Origin of the sequence: Synechococcus sp. GEYO (assembly GCF_900473955.1) — a bacterium.
Taxonomy (GTDB): domain Bacteria; phylum Cyanobacteriota; class Cyanobacteriia; order PCC-6307; family Cyanobiaceae; genus Synechococcus_C.
This window is the reverse complement of record NZ_UCNL01000008.1, coordinates 464124-483089: the sequence shown is the minus strand read 5'-3', so window position 1 is coordinate 483089 and position 18966 is coordinate 464124. Positions and strand designations below refer to the sequence as shown.

Annotated in this window: 19 protein-coding genes and 1 riboswitch; of the genes, 7 read left to right on the top strand and 12 right to left on the bottom strand. The window is 55.7% G+C overall.

Annotation, left to right across the window (positions count from 1 at the left end; translation table 11 throughout):
* Nucleotides 1–11: 11 nt before the first annotated feature.
* From DXY37_RS09820 to DXY37_RS09785, 8 genes are all read right to left on the bottom strand, one after another.
* Nucleotides 12–365 (bottom strand): RNA-binding protein, encoded by a 354-nt coding sequence (locus DXY37_RS09820; RefSeq protein ID WP_115126422.1) that lies wholly within the window; start codon nucleotides 363–365, stop codon nucleotides 12–14.
* A 290-nt stretch (nucleotides 366–655) separates the two neighbouring features.
* Nucleotides 656–925 carry a hypothetical protein gene (locus DXY37_RS09815; RefSeq protein ID WP_115126545.1) on the bottom strand — a complete coding sequence of 90 codons (270 nt, stop codon included), beginning with the start codon at nucleotides 923–925 and terminating at the stop codon, nucleotides 656–658.
* Between the two features lie 32 nt (nucleotides 926–957).
* Nucleotides 958–2784 carry a DEAD/DEAH box helicase gene (locus DXY37_RS09810; protein WP_115126421.1) on the bottom strand — a complete coding sequence of 609 codons (1827 nt, stop codon included), beginning with the start codon at nucleotides 2782–2784 and terminating at the stop codon, nucleotides 958–960.
* A gap of 107 nt (nucleotides 2785–2891) precedes the next feature.
* The gene (locus tag DXY37_RS09805) at nucleotides 2892–3239 is read right to left on the bottom strand and encodes a phosphomannose isomerase type II C-terminal cupin domain (protein WP_115126420.1); all 348 of its coding nucleotides are present in this window, start codon (nucleotides 3237–3239) and stop codon (nucleotides 2892–2894) included.
* Complete coding sequence (locus tag DXY37_RS09800) at nucleotides 3236–4924, bottom strand: ATP-dependent RecD-like DNA helicase (protein ID WP_115126419.1); 1689 nt, start codon at nucleotides 4922–4924, stop codon at nucleotides 3236–3238. Before DXY37_RS09800 ends, DXY37_RS09805 begins: the two co-directional genes overlap by 4 nt.
* Entirely contained in the window at nucleotides 4924–8580 is a 3657-nt protein-coding gene (locus tag DXY37_RS09795; protein ID WP_115126418.1) for a UvrD-helicase domain-containing protein, read from the bottom strand. The genes DXY37_RS09800 and DXY37_RS09795 overlap by 1 nt, the downstream gene beginning before the upstream one ends.
* Nucleotides 8577–11891 (bottom strand): exodeoxyribonuclease V subunit gamma, encoded by a 3315-nt coding sequence (locus DXY37_RS09790; protein WP_115126417.1) that lies wholly within the window; start codon nucleotides 11889–11891, stop codon nucleotides 8577–8579. The genes DXY37_RS09795 and DXY37_RS09790 overlap by 4 nt, the downstream gene beginning before the upstream one ends.
* Complete coding sequence (locus tag DXY37_RS09785; RefSeq protein ID WP_115126544.1) at nucleotides 11885–12541, bottom strand: metallophosphoesterase; 657 nt, start codon at nucleotides 12539–12541, stop codon at nucleotides 11885–11887. Before DXY37_RS09785 ends, DXY37_RS09790 begins: the two co-directional genes overlap by 7 nt.
* A gap of 64 nt (nucleotides 12542–12605) precedes the next feature.
* Here DXY37_RS09785 and DXY37_RS09780 point away from each other — a divergent pair, with 64 nt between their 5' ends.
* Complete coding sequence (locus tag DXY37_RS09780) at nucleotides 12606–12875, top strand: hypothetical protein (RefSeq protein ID WP_244277033.1); 270 nt, start codon at nucleotides 12606–12608, stop codon at nucleotides 12873–12875.
* 355 nt (nucleotides 12876–13230) lie between these two features.
* On the opposite strand, the gene DXY37_RS09775 is transcribed toward DXY37_RS09780, so the two are convergent.
* Both DXY37_RS09775 and DXY37_RS09770 read right to left on the bottom strand, forming a co-directional pair.
* Nucleotides 13231–13839 carry a HupE/UreJ family protein gene (locus DXY37_RS09775; RefSeq protein WP_115126416.1) on the bottom strand — a complete coding sequence of 203 codons (609 nt, stop codon included), beginning with the start codon at nucleotides 13837–13839 and terminating at the stop codon, nucleotides 13231–13233.
* Nucleotides 13840–13872: 33 nt separating this feature from the next.
* Nucleotides 13873–14022: riboswitch (cobalamin riboswitch) on the bottom strand.
* A 245-nt stretch (nucleotides 14023–14267) separates the two neighbouring features.
* On the bottom strand, nucleotides 14268–14540 hold the full coding sequence (locus DXY37_RS09770) for a DUF3104 domain-containing protein (RefSeq protein WP_115126415.1): 273 nt from the start codon (nucleotides 14538–14540) through the stop codon (nucleotides 14268–14270).
* 828 nt (nucleotides 14541–15368) lie between these two features.
* Between DXY37_RS09770 and DXY37_RS09760 the strand changes: the two genes are divergently transcribed.
* The 3 genes from DXY37_RS09760 to DXY37_RS13100 are packed head-to-tail and all read left to right on the top strand — an operon-like array spanning nucleotide 15369 to nucleotide 16412.
* Nucleotides 15369–15836, top strand: coding sequence for a hypothetical protein (locus tag DXY37_RS09760; RefSeq protein WP_115126414.1), 468 nt, complete (start codon nucleotides 15369–15371; stop codon nucleotides 15834–15836).
* Nucleotides 15829–16197: a hypothetical protein gene (locus DXY37_RS09755; protein WP_115126413.1), complete on the top strand. Its 369-nt coding sequence runs from the start codon at nucleotides 15829–15831 to the stop codon at nucleotides 16195–16197. Before DXY37_RS09760 ends, DXY37_RS09755 begins: the two co-directional genes overlap by 8 nt.
* Nucleotides 16198–16202: 5 nt before the next feature.
* Nucleotides 16203–16412, top strand: coding sequence for a hypothetical protein (locus DXY37_RS13100; RefSeq protein WP_136975589.1), 210 nt, complete (start codon nucleotides 16203–16205; stop codon nucleotides 16410–16412).
* 241 nt (nucleotides 16413–16653) lie between these two features.
* On the opposite strand, the gene DXY37_RS09745 is transcribed toward DXY37_RS13100, so the two are convergent.
* The gene (locus tag DXY37_RS09745) at nucleotides 16654–16869 is read right to left on the bottom strand and encodes a hypothetical protein (protein WP_115126411.1); all 216 of its coding nucleotides are present in this window, start codon (nucleotides 16867–16869) and stop codon (nucleotides 16654–16656) included.
* Nucleotides 16870–17049: 180 nt separating this feature from the next.
* Between DXY37_RS09745 and DXY37_RS09740 the strand changes: the two genes are divergently transcribed.
* Nucleotides 17050–17259 carry a hypothetical protein gene (locus DXY37_RS09740; protein WP_067096821.1) on the top strand — a complete coding sequence of 70 codons (210 nt, stop codon included), beginning with the start codon at nucleotides 17050–17052 and terminating at the stop codon, nucleotides 17257–17259.
* A gap of 246 nt (nucleotides 17260–17505) precedes the next feature.
* Nucleotides 17506–17697, top strand: coding sequence for a hypothetical protein (locus tag DXY37_RS13095; protein ID WP_136975588.1), 192 nt, complete (start codon nucleotides 17506–17508; stop codon nucleotides 17695–17697).
* 393 nt (nucleotides 17698–18090) lie between these two features.
* Here DXY37_RS13095 and DXY37_RS09735 read toward each other — a convergent pair whose 3' ends face one another.
* Nucleotides 18091–18285 carry a hypothetical protein gene (locus DXY37_RS09735; RefSeq protein WP_115126410.1) on the bottom strand — a complete coding sequence of 65 codons (195 nt, stop codon included), beginning with the start codon at nucleotides 18283–18285 and terminating at the stop codon, nucleotides 18091–18093.
* 124 nt (nucleotides 18286–18409) lie between these two features.
* Between DXY37_RS09735 and DXY37_RS09730 the strand changes: the two genes are divergently transcribed.
* Nucleotides 18410–18808 (top strand): hypothetical protein, encoded by a 399-nt coding sequence (locus DXY37_RS09730; protein WP_115126409.1) that lies wholly within the window; start codon nucleotides 18410–18412, stop codon nucleotides 18806–18808.
* Nucleotides 18809–18966 lie beyond the last annotated feature (158 nt).

The following is an 18966-nucleotide window of genomic DNA, read 5'->3' as shown; positions in this document are numbered from 1 at the left end:
CAAGGCGTTGATCACCAGCGATTTCCGCCACCGCCGCCGTAGCCACCGCCACCGCCATCACGGCCGCCGCCGCCGCCGCCGCCATAGCCACCGCGGCCACCGCCGCCACCGCCGCCGCCACGCTCACGGGGTGTGGCTTTATTGACACGGATCATCCGACCCATCCATTCGACATTTTGGAGGTCGTCGATTGCTTTCTGTTCGTCTTCGTCGGTGTTCATTTCAATGAAGCCGAAGCCGCGCTTGCGACCTGTCTCTCTGTCGAGAGGAAGGCTGGCGCTCTTCACTTCGCCGTACTGGCTGAACAGGTCAAGCAGATCTTCCTGCTCAGCCTGGAAGGAGAGATTGCCGATGTAGATGGTCATTTCCTTTTGGGACCGATGGACATTTGATCAGTGAAGCCGTGGTCCGAATTGGAAAGTCCTTGATGCTGTAGCCGAGAAGCTGAAGCCTGGGGGAGCGAGCCGATCAGAGCCGAACGATAATGCTGATGCTGTTACACGCTACAGCCTGGACAGGAAAGAGACGCGAAAAAAGCGTCGAATTCCAGTTGGAGCTTGTTGATAGAGGTATAGGCGGTTTGCGGGTCAAGTTCAAAGCACACCGATCAACAGTTCAGCTTTGGGGAGGCACCCCGACCAACTTTGGCTGGAATTCAGATCTTGAAGCGTTTCGCTGCCTGTTGTTTGCAGGTTTCCTGTGCCGATTCAATGGTGCTCAGCAGAGATTGCCACTGAATTGAATTGCCCTTGTTCATTTCTCTGAGAAAACAGTCACAGGTGAAATCTCCCATCCCCTTTGGCGGCACTTTGCCGGCCTGAATCATGGCCGTCTTGAAGCCCGCAAGGCAAAGCTGAGTGATCTTGTTTTCAGCTTCCACGGAGTGTGCGGGCCCGCAGACTGGGATCAGCGTGGCGAGTGCCATGCTGATCAAACAAAGGCGGCCGACCATCAGGGTCAGGAGGCTGGAGTGATCTGCAGCTCTCGGTTCATGACTTTCAGTCTGCGAAGAGCGTTGTACACATCCTCAGGCATGCCTTTGGGAAGATCCACAAGACTATGCGCATCAAAGATCTGAATTCTTCCGATCATTCGCCCCTGCAGGCCTGATTCATTGGCGATAGCGCCGACGAGGTTCCCCGGTTTGACCCGGTCGCGATAACCCACCTCAACCCTGTAGCGCATCATGTTGTCCTCAGGAGGGCGTGACTCTCGATCGACGCGGCGACGATCGCGACCGCGTGGATCGCGCCGATCATCGCGACGATCGGCGCGAGCAGGTGTCTTGAGCCAGCCTTCGTCACCCTGCACCAGCAGCGGTTGATCACCCACTGCAAGCTTTAGGGCTGCCACTGCCAGTTGCTCCATGCTCAGCTCGTTCTCCTGGCCCACCCTTTGAATCAGCTCCTGTAGCAGGGTGGTTTCTTCGTCGCTTTCGGCTACAGCAGCCTGACTGAGGCGGCTACGCAGCCGATTCAACCTGCTCTCGTTGATTTCGGCATTGCTGGGAATGTCCATCGGTTCAATGGCCTGACCCACCGCCCGTTCGAGGTTGCCGACAAAGCGACGTTCCCGAGGCGTGATGAACAAAATGGCTTCGCCTGTGCGGCCTGCTCGACCTGTGCGCCCGATGCGGTGCACGTATGCCTCGCTGTCGAATGGCATGTCGTAGTTGATCACCAGCCCAATCCGGTCCACATCAAGACCACGGGCTGCCACGTCTGTGGCGACGAGGATGTTCACCGTGCCCTTGCGAAGGCGATCAACCGTGCGTTCGCGCTGGTTTTGCGGAACATCGCCATTGAGAACCGCCACATCATGACCTGACGCCTCCAGGGACTCAGCAACGGTGAGAGTGATGGCCTTGGTGCGGGCGAAAATGATCACGCCTTCCCCGGTTACAGCCTCCAGGACCCGATTCAAGGCCTCGAGTTTGTGACTGTTCTGAAGGGTGATGGATCTGTGACGGATTCGTTTGGCTTCACGGTCTTGGGTCTTGATGGTGATCTCTGCTGGTTCGCTCAGATAGCGCTTCGAGAGACGACGGATCTCATTCGGCATCGTTGCTGAGAACAGCACCACCTGGCGCTCTTCAGGCAGTTGCTCAAGAATCCACTCCACATCGTCGATGAAGCCCATTCGCAGCATCTCGTCGGCTTCATCCAGCACCAGACTGCGCAGTCCTGAGGTATTCAGTGTTCCCTGGCGCATGTGGTCCATCACGCGGCCAGGAGTCCCGACCACCACATCCACACCACGCTTGAGGGCGTGAATCTGCGATCTGAAATCTGATCCTCCGTATATCGCCAGCACATTCAGATGGGGATGTCCGGCGGCGTAAGCCTTGAAGGAGTCGGCAACTTGCATCGCCAGTTCACGAGTGGGTGCGAGCACCAGCACCCTCGGCTGATTGCTACGCCCCTCAAGGCGTTCCAGTAGAGGCAGCGCAAAGGCAGCGGTCTTGCCTGTGCCGGTCTGAGCTTGGCCGACCAGATCGCGGCCCAGCATCAGTTCTGGAATTGCTGCTTTTTGAATCGGGGATGGTTCCTTGTAGCCCTTGTCATCAAGGGTCTTCAGCAGTGCTTCGCTGAATCCGAAACCAGCAAAGCCCGATGGTTTGGTCTCCTCAGTGCTTGGGTCTGCGCCGGATTCGTCGTCCCCGCTCGGTTCAATCACGGTGGTGAACAGATCCTGTTCTGCGGCCTCGGCTGTTGGTATAGGAAGCTCTGAAACAGTGAGATCCACTGCGCAGGGCTCAACGGCCTGCGATTGCGTCTGGGTCATGTCGATGAAGGCGGTCTGCCTGATTGATCCTTCAAATCAGGCCTGCAACGTCCCATCGGCATGTTGTGCCGCGCTGTATTGCTTGCCTTCTTTTCAAAGGTGAATGGTCAATTTATCACCCTCCCGAAGTCATCCTCCAGTCGTTCGATGTCGGATTCCAGCAAAATTGCGCCGCGTTGGACTTCGATGATCAGAAGATCTCCGGGACCTCCGAAGGCCCGATGAATGGCTCTTACAGGAATTTCAAAGGTATTGCCAACCGCAGCGTCCATCCAGGTGCCATCGCAATAGACGGACCCACTTCCAGCGGCAATCACCCAATGTTCGCTGCGATGTTGGTGGCGTTGCAGGCTGAGCCGCGCATTCTCCTTCACAAGTAGTCGCTTCACTTTGTAGCCAGCTCCCTCGGCCAGCTCTTCGTACCAGCCCCAGGGACGATCCACTCTTGTTGTCACACCGACCCCTGACGATCGATCGCCCCCAGCTTGCCGCTGCTCTTTGAGGATGCCAGTCGCACCACAGTCAGTTGATGACGAGCTCTTGTGATAGCCGTGTAGAGAAGCGCTGTGTTGCTTGTGTCATCGCAAGGTGGCCATAGCAGTACCACTTGATCAGCCTCGCTGCCCTGAGCTTTGTGAATCGTGAGAGCCAGAGCAGGCTCGATTCGGCGGACTCTGGCTGGATGCAGTAGTCGATAAACACCGTGGCCTGATTCATCACTGCATCGGAACAGCAGTCTGCGTTGTTCGCCGCTGCCGATGCAGAGCCCAAGGTCGCCGTTGGCAAGACCCAGTTCCATTTGATTGTCGCTGCAGAGAACAGGCAACCCCTCGGGCCAATCACGAGCATCACTGCCCGACACCAAATGCCGGTGAAGACTGTCCACTCCCCATAACCCTCGACGCCGCGGGCAAAGCACGATCAAGGCATCGAGGCGCTCTAGAAGGGCATGGGCTCCTTCGGGATCGGGAGATCCATCAGGACTGACCTCCAGGCTGATGGCCGCCAACCTCAGGCTCTCCAGCTGCTGATGGACGGCATCGGTCACCGTCGCTGGAAACCGAGAAGACTCAGAAAGCAGTTGATGCACGTTGGCCGCGTCATCGAGATCCGCGAGGTCGGTCCAGAAGGCTTCTGCCCCCTGATGGCACAACAGCGAGCTCAAGCGAGCCAGGTCTCCTCGGTTTCTGTAGACCTGATTTAGACGCACAGCAGCAGTGCCGAATCGCTGCTGCAGATCTGCTTTTTGTAGGTGTTGCCAGACCGCGCCGACTCCGATCGGTGGTAGCTGGTTGGCATCACCAACAAGCAGCAGTTGTGCCGTGGCTGGTAGAGCATCCATCAGTGCCTGCGCCAGGGTTAGGTCGACCATTGAGGCTTCGTCGACCACCAGCAGATCCAGGGCGAGTGGGTTGCGGCGATGACGGCTGAAGCCGCCTGGTCTGGCCTGCAGCAACCGATGCAATGTGGTGCAGGGCAATTCAGCTGTTCGTTGATCGCCGCGGATTGCGTCCTGCAGTCGCCGTGCCGCTTTTCCTGTCGGAGCTGCCAGATGAATGCGCAGGTCTCCGCGATCCGCCATGGCTCGGATCAGCATGGCGCGCACGGTGCTGGTTTTGCCGGTGCCGGGCCCTCCGCTGAGCAGCACCACCCTGTGATTGCTGACCGCATTGACCGCCGCAAGCTGCTCCGGGTTGAACGTCTGCTCCGACGTGAATCTCTTGGTGTCATCTCTGCGGCGACGTCCGTCTGGCTTGCCAACGGGGGACAGTGCGCTGCGTTGGATCAGTGTCTGCTCAAGCGTCTCCATGCCCTGATGCCAACGTCGCCAGAGCAGCTGATCCCCTTCCATCACCATCAGCACAGGCTCTTTCTGCAACCAGCCGCTGGCTTCAATCACCCGTCGATGCGTCTCGGGCCAGCCATCGGCCTCCAGCTCACTGGGTTGCTGGTTGCTGGTGCCCAGATCGATACTCATCTCACCCTGGCTGAGAGCCTGGGTCATCGCCTTCACAAGATCTTTAAGAGCACTGAGCTCGTTGTTGCCGAACTCCGCCGGAGGTGGGTAGCGACGCAGCAGCATCGATATCATTCCTCGACTCAGAGCCGATGAGGTCGCTGTCTGATCGCGGGGATCCATCAATCCTCACCTCTCAAGACACAGTCGAGCGCACGGAGGCGTTGCAGAGGTGCTGCTTCAAGAATCACGCCACTGCCGCCAGATTTGGAAACACCACGAAGGAAGACGTAGGCATAGCCGCCGAGATGTCGCTCAGGCTGGTAGCCGTCGAGTCGCCACTGCAGGAATCGATGTAGGGCGACAAGGTAGAGATGGGCTTGCAGAGGATAGTGATGTTGATACATCTGCTCCTCCATGGCGCTCTGGGAATAGTGCCGTGGTCCGCAGTGCAACGGACGCCCATCCACGTCTCTTTCGCCGATCCAGTTGCTTTTCCAGTCCGCAACCCACCAACGAGCAGTGGTGGGATCGTCGCTATCAGTGAAGACCAGATCGATGGAGCCAGTGAGAAAGCCTCGGCTGAGAAATTCCAGATCTTCCAGTGAATCGGCGTAGCGTTCACCGAATCGGCGATCGGGTTCAACGCGAAAGGCCCGCGCCAGTTGTTTGGGCTGGACCGCTCTGCCCTGATGAGCGACAGGTAGATCAAAGCTGAGTTCATGCAAACGCCGTCGACTGTGCAACGACTTCAGTTGCAGATTGCCGAGTGGTCCTCCGAAGGGGGCCTGCATCAGTGTCTCTAGACCCTCGAGGACTGCGTCGTCCAAGGCGGTCTCCAGGCCGGATCGCGTCAGTTCTCGCTCCACCAGAGCGCGGTTGTTGTCCTGTTTGATGTCTTGATCAAATGGAACCTGCTCCAGGATGCGGTGCAAGCAATCACCGGCTGCTGCACCCCTGGGGAATGCTCCCAACGGGCTGTCTTTGGGATCCACCGGTTCGCTTTGATCGCTGAATGAGAGGCTTTCGGTATCTGCACCGGTCTGGGCATCCACATCGCGCCCTTCCTCAAGGTTGCGCGGGTCTGGGCTGGAGGCTTTCGCATTGCCATGGCTTGAGATCCAGGCCGAGTAGCTGCTGCGCCCCCAGCTGCGGTCAAAACCATGATCTGGTACGGCACCACATTGCAAGTTCCGTTCAACCATGCGGGGGTGCCATCGGTCGGATACGGCGTTGACTTCGGCTCGATGCAGGCTGATCAAGGGACCCGGTGGGTCAGCGAGTTGCTCTAGCCATGGTGCGAGTGGATTGCCCTCCTGCCGCGCTGCCCTGGCCTGAAACAAAACCAGATGGCGTTCGGCCCGTGTCATCGCGACGTAGGCGAGACGTTCCGCTTCAGCTCGACTTTCCAGTTCGTCGCATTGGCTGGCCGTATGCCCCAGTCCCCAATGTGGATTCAGCGCTACGCGCCAGCTGCCGGACTCGTCCCCTGCCGGCACACGCCACAGCGGACCTTTTGCAGGTGAGGGCGCTTCCCACAAATAGGGACAGATTACGACCGGATACTGCAGACCTTTGCTGCGATGAACAGTCACAACCGCAACCGCACTCTCGGCTAGATCGCTGAAGGGCTGGCGCTGCTCTGGGATCGTGTCGGGAGGGTCAAGGCGTTGGCGTCGCAACCAATCGGCACCACTTGGGGCATCCAAGCCCTGGCGGTGCATCGTGTCCTGCACGAGTCGTGCACATTGCTGGAGATCACCGAGTAAGCGGCCGCGGCTGGATAGATCGGCCACGGTCTGCCCATCCATCAGGCGTGCCAGGCAACCCATCAGCCCTAGTTTCGGAAGATCCACGGCGAGCTGCTGGAGCTGTGAGGCCAGTTGATCCAGCTGACCGTTGCCATCGGCGGCTGCCAGCTCATCGCTTCTCCACTGCAGGAGTGAGGACACGGCCAGTTGCCGTAATCCACCGGCATGGGCAGGACGTGCGAGTGCGTCAAGGAAGGTCTGCAGATCCGAGGCTCCCTGGCTACTGAAGACATCCCCTTGACTGACAAGGCGGCTTGGCAGTCCAGCAGCCGCCAGCTCTGCGCGGATGGCTTCGGCTTGGCGATGCCTGCTGACCAGGATGCACAGTTCGGAGGGATTCAGGTCTGGATCTTGTCTGAGGGTGTGCAGGATCAGGCCGGTGGCAACGCGGGGAATCTGCTCCTCCAGAGATGTACGGCTACTACCCCCCTCGTCGTCATCGGGATTGATGTCGTGGATCTGGAGTGATGCACTCCCCCCAAGCAGTGGCAGGGGTTGTGCGGAAGATCTTGGTATCACCTCAGGTACCGAGAGTTCGGAGAGCAGCAATCCTGGAGCCATCAGCTGATTCATGGCCTGCATCAGCAGGGGTGTTGTGCGGCGGTTGTCGAGTAGGTCATCAACACAGTCCGCTTGCCGCCGTGCCACTTTGTAGGTGTTCAGATCTCCGCCGCGGAAGCGATAGATCGCCTGTTTGGGGTCCCCGACCATCAGCAGCAGGTGGTTCGGCGTCGAGAACGCGGTTTTCAGAAGTCTCCACTGAAGCGGGTCGGTGTCTTGAAATTCATCGATCAGCACCGCCCGGTAGCGCGCCCGCAGAGGAGTGAGCCAAGCTTCCGCTTCATCTGACTGCGCGGGGTCGAGTGCATCCAGCAGCCCTGAAAATCCAACCACTCCGCGTTGTCTGCGCCGCTCGATGAGCTGATTCAGCCCTTTGATCAGCAGATAGCGCCAGGTCTGTTCGGCTGGTCCGTCCCAGAGGTCGGCGATGGCGGTCTGCAGTGCGGCTGAAGCAAGGCTGGGGTCGGCTTCAGCGCAGGACCGCGCCGTTTTCTGAAAGCTGCCTGGATGGAAATAACCACCGAGGAGCATCTGATTGCGTACTTCGACGTAGTGCATCGAAGGTCCACAGGTCTTGCTGATGTGGTCAATCCAGGTGTCGAGCTCCTGGCTTCGGTCTTTCCTAGGGCGGGCACTAAAGGGTTTGGTGTCGGTGCAACCGAGGCTGCGCCATTCGGCTGCGCAGCTTCGAAGGGCTTGTTCCAGAGCCGCTCCACCGCTATTCCATTCAGCAAGGAAGTGCTTCCAGCGGCTCTGCAGCCAACCCTCAAACACCTCGCCAAGCGTTTGCTCGGGCGCGATCGGCTCTGCATCCTCAGCGATGTGCACCGCACAGTCACCATCCAGTCTTTGAAGTGCTGAAGCGAATGCTTCGGGCGACAGACCTGCTTGCAGCAGTCCTGCAACGTGCCCTGGTTCAAGCTCGAGGACCTCTTCTCGCCAGAGGTCATGAGCGACCTGGATGGCCAGGGTCTGTGGATCATCATCAAGGGCAAGATCAATGGCCTGACCGTTCTGAAGCGCTTGCCGGCGAAGGCTGCGGCGGCAGAAGCCATGGATCGTGGTGATGTCGGCTCGCTCCAGGGCTTCGAGGGCCTCGAGCAGTCGGCTGGCCAGCAGTCTGCGTTGCTGGGAATGCTGTCCGTGCTGCTCAAGCCAGTTCTGCAGAACTGCGTCGGTTTCAGGCAACAGGCTGCTGCTTCGTTCCTTTTGGAGTAGTCCCTGCAGCGTCGCGTCAAGTCGGCGTCCGATCCGGTCGCGCAATTCATCAGCCGCGGCTTCCGTGAAGGTCACCACCAGTAGTTGATCGAGGCTCAATCCTTGTTCCGTGACCAGCCGCAGTACGAGGTGGGCCAGTGCGAAAGTCTTTCCTGTTCCAGCACTCGCCTCCAGGAGTCGAATGCCAGGCGTCAAGGGGTAGGTATTGGCTTCGAATCGTCGCGTGCTGCTAGCTGTTGCCATCGTCATAAGCACCGCGCCTCGAGCAACGGTTGATACAACGCCTGAAAAGCGGCTTCAAAGCCTTCCAGGCTTAACAGCAACTCGGCATCGCAGTGGCTGCCAAAGCAGACTTTCTGCTCGGGCCGATCCCGTTCGGCCCAGCCGCTGAAGCCTCCCTGCCAGCGATTCATAAAGGCCTTGTCCGCCGCTTCTTCCCCCTTCGACCACGCCATTGCTCTGGCCAGGCCGCTGTCCGGTGGGACCGGCCAGCACAACTCTGATCCCTGCTGTGCCAGGCTTTGCAGAGCTCTGATTTCGTGATCAGCCTCCTGGGGTTTCAGCGCTCTCCAACGCATGGCGATGTGGAATTGATCGGCTTTTGCACTGCTGTCTTGTCGGCACACCACAGCGGTGTGGCAGGCAGCATCATCCAGTTGGGCTAGCAGGTGCTTCAGCCAGCTCTGCAACAGAGAGCGTGACCTCAGCCTTGACGTGCTGATTTGAACAGCTGTCTCGCCTGCCATCAACAAGGCTGAATGCTGGGACGCCGGTTGCTGCTGCAGCCGAAGAGGTCCCAGGCTCAGAACAGTTTTTTGGAGGTTTTGCCAGCGTCTCTCCAGCCGATTGTTCTCCAGTTCAGCTGCCGCGCCAGGAGGCATGAAGCCTTGCCCGCAACTACGGGCAATCCAGTCTTCCGTCTCCTGAACGTCCCAACGGGCTTCGGGATCGTGCGCCAGCAGATCGAGCTGTTCAGACAATCGCTGGTTGAGCAACTGATGACAGTCCAACTCCGGTAGCGATAGGGGAGAAAGATTGTTGACAGGATCACACCATTCACCCGCATCGATGCCTTGACGTTTCAACCATTCCTTTTGCGGGGCCTGCAGCCAGCGTTCAAGTCGTTCGATTGCTTCCGCGTTGATTGGTAAGGCTGCATCGGTTGTTGGAGGCTGCCAAACAAGCGGTAAGGCCAGGCCTAGATCACGATGTGCATGATCTTCCCCGATCTGTGCATCGAGATTGCGTCGTGCGTTTAAGAGCCGGCGGTCGCAACTGATCGCGTCTCTTTGTGGAGTGACAATGAAATTAGCGACATCCAGAGGATTGGCGGGAGGCTGAATCAGCAGCCGGTCCATTTGCTCAGTCTCCAACTGCTCTGCCAGCAGACTCAGCCACTGTTGAACCGGTGGGCATGGCGGCAGTGGGTCACCTTGTCGCTCATCACGGTTACTCCAGCTGATCAGCAGATGCTGCCGAGCTGAGAGCAGTGCTTCAAGCAACACATAGCGATCCTGGTCTGTACTGCTGGGGTCGCCGAGTCGACGTTGTAGTTCGAGCAGGTGAAAGCCTGCACGTTCCTGATGTCTTGGAAAGGAGGAGGCATCAAGACCCATCAGGACGATCACACGGTGTGGGATTGCTCGCATCGGCTCCAGAGCGCTGATCGTGAGGGCACCGCTGCGGTGGCCGAAGCGGCCGCTTTCCGTGGAGAGCGCTTCCTCCAGCACGCTGATCACAACTGCAATATCCAGTTCCAGAGCGCAGTCATTGGCTTGGAGCTGCCAGGTCTCAAGGCACTGATGAATGGCCTGCAGCTCCCAGTCCCAGTTGCCACCATCATTGAAAAGCTCCTGAAGCAACCTGCGCAACCGATCCACCCATTCAGGGCAGGGAGCACTGCAACGCAACTGGGCGATCCACCCCGCCAGTTGATCCAGCAGCGGCCACCACATCTCGAGTTGCTGCAGGCTCAGATCAGTCAGCGCGGGTGCGCAGGAATCAACTGCCAGTCCTGGTTCTTCCGGTAATGCCAGACCCAGCAGCCAGCGATCCAGGCACCAGCGCAAGCTATTGGTGTCATCTCCGTTGCGTTCAGCTGCATCCAACCCCCAGCGGAAGCCACTGCGCTGCAGTGCTTCGCTGATTGCCATCGCGTCCTGCGATGTCAGCTGTTTCAGGCTTTGCAGTGCAGGATTGACAAGCAGTGCCTCTAGTCCGCTTGCGGTGAGCCGATCCGCGCTCAAGCGCAACAGGCTCATGAAAGCCTGCTGAAGTCCAGGACAGTTCTGTTGACTTCGATCGGTTAATCGCCAGGGCAGGTCCACACCAGTGGCATCCCGATCGGAAAACACAGAAGCCAGCAGCGGTGCATAGCGCTCCACATCGGGTGTCATCACCAGAACATCCCTGGGCTGCAGGCTTGGATCAGCGGCCATCCAGCTGAGGATGCGATCACGCACAAGCTGCACTTCCCTCCATGGACCTGCGCAGCCCATGAACAACAGCGAATGATCACCTTGCCTGAGTGACAGGGTTGCTTGGTCCGATTCGCTGCTCGCGAGCTGCCGTTGCAGCTGTTCCAGTAGAGACGCCTGGGAGTCTTCTGCCGTTCTCATCACAGTGGGATCAGCGAACAGGTCGCCCTGTTCCCAGCTGCCCAGCAGACACTCGCCGCTTCCCTCGAGCAGCAACTGAAATTCGGCACCCATGCGGCCCAGGATTCCTTCCAGACGGGGAGCTTCAATTAGCCAGGAGCCATCGGGGGAGTTGATCCAGTCTTCACCCAGTTGCCTGCGTCGTCGCTGCGACCGCTGCCAAAGGTCTGGACAGGGTGTGAGTAAAAACAGATCAACGCTGATGCGTCCGGCCAGGGCCTGCAACAAATTGATCTGGACCGGGGCCAGATTGCTGACGCCGAAGAGGCGTAGGCGTGGCGGTAGGGGTAGAGCAGGCTCTTCCCCGTTGCGGAGTCGTTCAATCACCTGTTGCACCTGCAATCCGAAAGGCCTGCATGGCAACCGCTCTGCCAGAGCACGGGCCAGACAAGGTTGCCACCGCAATCCCTCCGGAAGTTGATCGCCCGCGCCTCCTGCCAGCCAGTCAGCGAGCTCCTCTGGCCTGTAGAGCGCATAATCGTCGATTGCATCGGCCAGGCTGCGGGCCAGTTGCCACTGGTCACGATTCAGTTGTCGCTCTCGACCGCCATGGAGCTCCCACCACTCCCTGAGGTTCGACGCACACTCTTCTTCAAGCAGGTTCGGCAGAACGTCCAGGACCTGCCAGACCAGACGCTCCGCTCTCCATGGATCTTCGATGGCAGGCGCATCGCTGAGCACGGTCTGGACGAGCTGCCGCAGGCGACTACCAGGGAATGGAAAGCGCACCAGTGCACTGATCCCATTCACTCTGGCCAGCTGTTCACCGAGCCAACGGCTGGTTGGCCAGGTGTTGACCACCACCTCGATTTGTTCAAAAGGGCCAGGAGGCTCAAGCCTGAGTTCCTGCGCCAGAAGCTCAGCGAGTAATTCCGCTCGGTTGCTGCGGTAAACCCTCAGCAAGGCACTTCTGCGAAGAGCTCATAGCGGTCTGCGGGCGTTGGCCTGTCAGTGGGCTCTCCGATCACCTGCACCACCGCTTCAGTTTCTGGGCAGAACGCGGTGAGCAGACCGCCGTAGACCGCGCCGGTGTCAATCATCACGATCTGGCCGCGATGTTCCACGGCCGGTCGGGGCGTATGGCCCACCACCACGGTTCCATAGCGACCGTCGTAGCCCTCCCAGAAGGGTTCGCGCACATTGAGGTCTGGTTGACCCTGTTCATCAAAGCCGGCATGGGTGGCCACCCATCCATCTCCGGAATACATCAAAGGAAGCGTGCTCAGGCGTTGTTGCCATTCCCTCGTCAGCGAGTCACCCAGTTGTCGGTAGGTCTCGATCGCGAGCAGATCATCTCTTTCCTCAGCGGAAATGGCCTGAAGGCCTTCCACCAAACTTTGCTCGTGGTTTCCTCGCAACCAGGTGGCTCGACCGCTGGCCACTAATCCCCATACCTGATTGATGCATGCGGCGATTCCAGTCCCGCGATTGATCACATCCCCACAAAACACCAGGTGATCTTCAGCTGGAAGCACTGAAATCAGACGATGCAGGGCCTCGTGACATCCATGCACGTCACCGATAACCCAGTGATGGCCTCGAGTGGACGCCATTTCGAGCGCTTTGATCACTTGATTCTGACTGTGTGAACCAGAGCTGTCAGCGAATGTGATTACGGTGGGTCGCCAAAGAGCTCTGGATATGGATCCCCGTTCTCTTTCCCCTTTCCGTCGAGTGGCTTTGTTGGTCAGGGCACTTGATGGTGCCAAGAAAACAAATCAGGCCTTGGCTCGGTGTAGCGATGGAGAGGAGATGCTGGATGTGCTGCTCGGAGCCTCACAGAAGCTCAAACTTGGATTGACGCGTGAAGAGCTGCGCAACACGCCACCCATCCGCGACTGGGTGTGGTGGAAGAACAAGGAAGCACTGGTCACCATTGGGAAGTGATGTATGGGGCAGGTATGGGGCCCCTGTTATTCAAGTCGCATCGTCTGAACCTAATCTCGTCCTAAATAACTATTTGTCTGGCAGTAAACCGAGTCACTGAAGGCAAAGAGAAAAGTGGTGAGGCCACCTAGAGGTGTTAGCCGAGTGTCCTCAACCTTCTTGTCCTCTTCACTCCAGCCAGAACAGGAGCCAGAGAGACCATGCAGAAGTCAGGCGGGTGGAAATGGTGCCCACAAAATTGGTGAACACTGTCTCGGTGTGATTTTTCAGGTCTTCTCGGGGTAATCCCGCACAGTTGGTGTCACAGCCTTGAGTCATTCGGACTCTGTGGCATTAAGGCATTTGGCACTCTTGATCAGTCGATCAGGGCCACCCAGGCAAAAGCCATACCAATGCCAATCCAGATACCAGCACTAAGCCGTTGCCCCTGAGCGCCGATGAGCTTCAGCAGGGCCTTGGACCAGCTGGTGACCACCAGGAGCAAGGCTCCCTGAGCGATCAGCAAGCCCAGGAAATAGGTCGCCAGAGGCGTGGGTTCGGCACCCACAATCGTGCTCCCGAGCAGAAAACCGTGCAGGGCCACCAACGGGAATAAAAGAGATGTAGGTATGGCGATAAGAGCCATCAAGCCTTCTGCAGCAAGAGTGAGAGATACCAGTGCCTCGGCCCAGGGAGCCACTGCATCCGGCAGGAGAATGAATTGAGACAGAACACTGCCGCTCAGACCAGCCGCCAGCAAGGGCAGCACCCAGGTGCGGGGGCGCGGTAGGCCGATTAAAGCGATAGCCAGTAGAAACAGCAGATGGTCAGGTCCCAGTAGCGGGTGGCCGATGCCACTCAACAAGCCCTGCAGAGCGGTGAGGTTTGTGCTGTCTCCCATCCCGAAGGGGTGATGGGCATGGGCAGGGCTGAGCAGAGAAGCGGCTAGCAATCCCGCAGTGGAGATCACACCAGCCCGCAGCATGGGGCTGGACTTTGACAAGTAGTTCATACGATCCGCGTCGTGAGGAATCCTGGCGGGCGTTCTGACTGACGCGGGCGGAAAGCCGACGTTTCACAGCTGCGGGACAGCGACGGATTCGCACCGTTCTTTCCCCGTTTCCTTCAGCGGCTGATTCCCGCTGAAACCAGTTAACTCACACTACGGGACGGTTTGGAGACCAGGCCGCTGATGGGTGATGGTCAGCCTGCGGTCACGCGCATGTTGTGCCTCAATTTCATCACAGGTTTCCTTTTTTCTTGTGGTATGTGTTACGTAAGGGGACGTTCGAATTTCTCAGTAGGCATCCGTATGTCCTGCCTGTGGAAGAACAAAGAAGCGCTGGTCACGATTGGGAAGTGATGCTGGGACCAGGGTGGGACTTCTTCTGCCTCTGGAGAACGACCTGTCCTTCAACGGTCAGCAAGGATGTGAGTCACCAGGTCTGCGTTGATCCAACGAATCACCCCTGAATCCACATCGGCCACCTGAAAAAGGTTGTGGATGCTTGGGTCACGAGCAGCGCCGCCGCAGTGGATCACTTCTGCCATCCACCAGTCCTGGTCTTGGGTTTCGCCAGGTCGCTCGTCATTCCTCACGATGACCTTCATGCCAGGTTTCACATCCAAGAACCCTGGCTTCGCCTCATCAGGAGCTTTGGTCGCGGCGACGTGATCGACCGACACAGCATGACAGTACGAAGGTACTGGTTACGCTAGGACGCTCGTCGGGCTTCGTCACTTCTTTCGTCTCAGATCAGAGCCCATATCGGCGGCGAATGGGGCGATCGCCAGATTCCAGGAATAATTCGAAAGACGTTCAATTGGGATCAATGACTTTCGGGCCCATGGTGCGGGATCTCCGTGGTTGCGAGGCATCTGTCACCTGACAATGCAATAGCAGTAACGCACAATTCATAGGTCAGGCGAAACTGCATGAGTCCTACGTATCTGATCACCACACCTGTTGAAGTCGATGTGCTCTGGAAAGTCAACGCAGCTTCTGAGGAAGAAGCTGTTCAAAAGCTCTCAGAACACTGCACAGAGCTTCAGAAAACACCCGATTCAACGACATTAGGTTCCATCACTAGGGGGATCTCATACCGAGGATTGCCAGACGAAACGCAGAATATCCAACAGATGTCGATCCGCTTCGCTGCAGATAATCCTCATCGATGTGTTGTTTTCGACGAGCTTGACGAAGTCGAGATTTGACCAATGCGGCTTAGCGATCTGATTGCACACCAGTGAAGGGTTACGAACCGGTACTCAAGCCGATATTGATGTCGATATGCGATTTCATTGAGGGTGGGTAAACCGCATACTCATTCTCACGCAATATGACCTTCCCGACTTTTAAATTTTTGGGGTCACCCTCGTTTGGGTGATGACGGACCTCGGGAGTAGTTGGTAGCTACTCCTTTTTCCTGATCTAGCAAGGAGACCATGAGTTTTTCCTGCCTAGAGTCGTGAGATTTCGCTTGTTTTTGATTGGTGATCGCCTAACGTAAGTCCATGCAAAGCAGCCAGCCACAAGACAATCGAGGATGGGAAGAAAAATTCTATTCCATTAAGGATGATCTGATTGAGCATGCGAAAGATTATTCAAGGTATGAAAGTGGTTTTTATTGGAATGATGCTCAACACTCAGGATTATTATTTGTTTCGAGCAGGATGGTCGGCAAATACCAGCTCCGCCTGATTCCTGATGACAATATTGAAAGCTGGATTGAACACTGTGGCTTGAATGAAAGTGAGACGGCAAAGTGCCTTGAAAGGTATGATCACGCAATTTATGTTCACCATGCGGAAGCCTTTTCTATCACAAAAGATGGGTTGGATTTTTCAAGTGGTACTTATACGAAAACACCTCACGGAGAATGCTATTCTCGCGAATTTGTCGCTTGGTTTAACGACTTTCCCGTTGATCTGCTGAAGGAAGGCAAAGAAGATCTGAAAATTGTTCAATGGTGTGATGGCTAATTTGTCAAATTGGTATGAATCAAAGAGTTTGCTTGTCCAAGCACTCGTTGATCTGATCTGTCAGAGGACTTCCTTTGTGCTGAAGGAAACCGAAATTGATAAGTTTCTTTTGATGCTTGCAGATTATGGTATTAAATCGGAAAACGAGTTTGCAGATTCATTCTTCGGTGAGTACGAGGGTAATGAAGATGATGTCTTGCAGCAGTTTGTGCAAGACTGGTGCGCTTTGGCTAAGGGATGTCTTCCTAAGCAGTTGTTGAAGCAGAATGATTCAGCGAAGCTTTGGCATGAGTTGATTCAGTTTGACTTTCACAGGTTTGTTTTCAATGGCAACACCTATTTCTTTAAGAGAAATTATTAGATTCTATGGTTTTAGAGAGTAACCAATATTTTATTCATGTCTGGGTCAAAGGTGAAGAACATCTTGACAGTGATTTTACTGCCTTGGAGGCGGCTGTAAAAAGATTTGAATACCTGAAAGACCATTGGCAAGAAGTATTCCCTGATGGATTGACTGCTGTTGAGTTGGTAGATCAGTACTTTGATCAAATTGATCAATTCGATCCCATCAATTGAAGCCTAAAATGGATTCGTCTATTAATATTTGATTGATTTTTGGTTGAGCGATCTATTGCTTTCCTCAGTACTTATCACAATTTGCTTGATCAATATTGAACGCGTTTGTCTCTGAAAACTGTGTTAGCTGAACAGGTAGCTAAGAACCTTCTCGAACCTCATTCCTCCCTTCATATAGAGAAGCACGACGCATGAAATGATCATCGAGTTGAGAACCAAGAAGCTTGTGACGACTTTGATTTCATTTTTCATTTTCTAATTCTCGCCAATGTTCCACTGCTGCTGTGGTTTGAAAGCTGTTGTGATCTGGAAGAAAATCACTTGGAGAACCCTCGATCAGGTCTTGCTCTCTGACTTGCCTGGGCTGTGTTGTTGTCTGTTCCAGCTTCTCTGCAGATGTCCTTTTAACTTCGGTGGTGTCCTTAAAGATCAGCCTCTGATTGTCTTGAGGCCCCATGCTGGATCCAGAACCAGTCTTGTCTTGTTGGCGGACGATTGAGGCGGGGCAACTGGTTGTGCTCTGAGACCAAGCTGTTGGCTGATCTCGTCTGGAGCTGCTTTATGGAAAAATCATGAATTAAGGAGCTTTGTAGGTGGTTACAGCGACTCACTCCTGAGTCTGGAGCAGCCTGGAACTATGAGCATGACGCTTCAACTGGCTGTAGCACGCGGCACCGCCCGTGGTCTGATCAACGGCACAGCCGCTGCTGACTACGGCGATGTCATTTGCCTGAGGCGTCTTCTTTTGCGTGAAGGTGAGCATGGTCTGGCAACTGACTTGCTTGTACTGGCGAAGGCGATGAGTCCCACTGCTGCTGAGCTTTCCGAATATGGTCCTGCAGCGTGAATAGCCAATGAGTTGATCCTTTGCCCATGATGTTTGCATTGCTTCTTTGCTGTTTTTTTACGCTGAATAGCTTGTTGTGATTCTGATGTGCATTCAGCTAGAGAGCTTGCTATGCATTTGCTGAATGTGATCATGCCCAAATGTCAGAGAATTCGGATCCCCAAATTGTTGATGTCACGGCGATTGTGGAATCTCCCCCCCCCCCCCCCCCCCCCCCTTCTCGATGAGGATGATCTTCATGGAGGAGTGGCTGAAAGGCTGAAGCATTCCAAGGAGTTTGGAGCGCTTGTCTGGGATGCTACTAAGGATTATGTGCAAAAAATGAATCTCACTTCTGAAGAGAAAGCTCATGTCAGTACTTGGCTCTCTTCAAAAAAAGATCGACTGCAGAAAACAATTGTTGAAAAGCTCCATCAACTCCATCAGCGTGATACCTGATCAGTGAGTCACTCGTCTTCCATGCTTCCCTGACATATTTTCTGTCAATCGTTGGAGGAGATCACTTCAATCTGCTGGAGTGGTCACGCACTGACGAATGCTCGTCTTTAAGCTAAACACATAAATTTTCCGTTGTTGATGATCCCCAACGAAGACAACCAGCTATCAGATCATCTTCTGAAGATTTCTCACAAAACTGTGCGCTTGCGTGATTGGCTTGATTCGCGACTTCGACAACTCGCACGTGAGCAGCGTATCCAAGATGCGAGATCAATCAGAGATGAGTTTTTGATTGAATAGTTTTTTCAAGATTGGCCGGAATCGGCAAGACGAGATTTGCCAGTTGCTACGTTTTAAACGGTTTGACGCTTGAGTCGTCAAGTTGTGCTGTTTTTAAGCTACAGCAGCCTCCAAAGAATCATTCAGTTCTTCAGGCTCATTCGTGAGATCATCAAAACGCTCACCCTCTTCAATGGCGTACAACTTGTAGAGAGCCATTGCTGCTTCATCCCATTGCTCCCCTTCAACAGCTTCGATCATCTGTTGGAAGAAGAGCACATTGACGACTTCAAGATCGAGTGAGTTCATCGAGTCCCGATTTCTGCCGCCAACCTATCTGCATTGCGACTCTTGACTAGGTCTCAAAGTAGTAGAGAGGTGGAAGATTCAGCTGGAGCCTGGCTCTGCTTCGCTTTCGCTTTGGGTCAAGGCGATGGTTGCTCTGGTGAGTGTCGTTACTGCGGGCAGTTGTCACATCGAAGCTGTTGGGGTGGTGCATCACTCAAGGACTCGGGGTGCTCATTCCTGCATTCCTGTGTCTGAATGTCGTTCAGTTCCTTCTGTTCACCTTCGTTTTCTGACGCTTGAGCAACTCTCAGGGCTCACACCAGGGCTGCGTCAGCACGGTGGTCGCTGTCCTGCCAGCATGGCCTGGTCGTCGCGATCTGCCTGGTTACGGGGCTTTGGTGGGTTCGTGATCGGTCGACAGCGACCCAATCATGGTTGTGCTTTGAGTTTTGCGGCCGCTCGCCCTTGGCGGCTCGAATGTTTCTGGCTGAACCTCACCCCAGAACCGCTGGAGCCACTTCGCAGCTGCGCTGCTGCCGCTTAGGCGGACGGGCCTGCCCTCACTGGAATCTGTCCACTCACGACCCCATCGATCCCTTCAATGTCCTTGTCTAGTCAAAATGATTCAACCCCGGTGAGGGATTTTCGATAACTTACTCTGGAGTTTCTTTCGAGACAGAACGCCAAAATGCATCAATCATT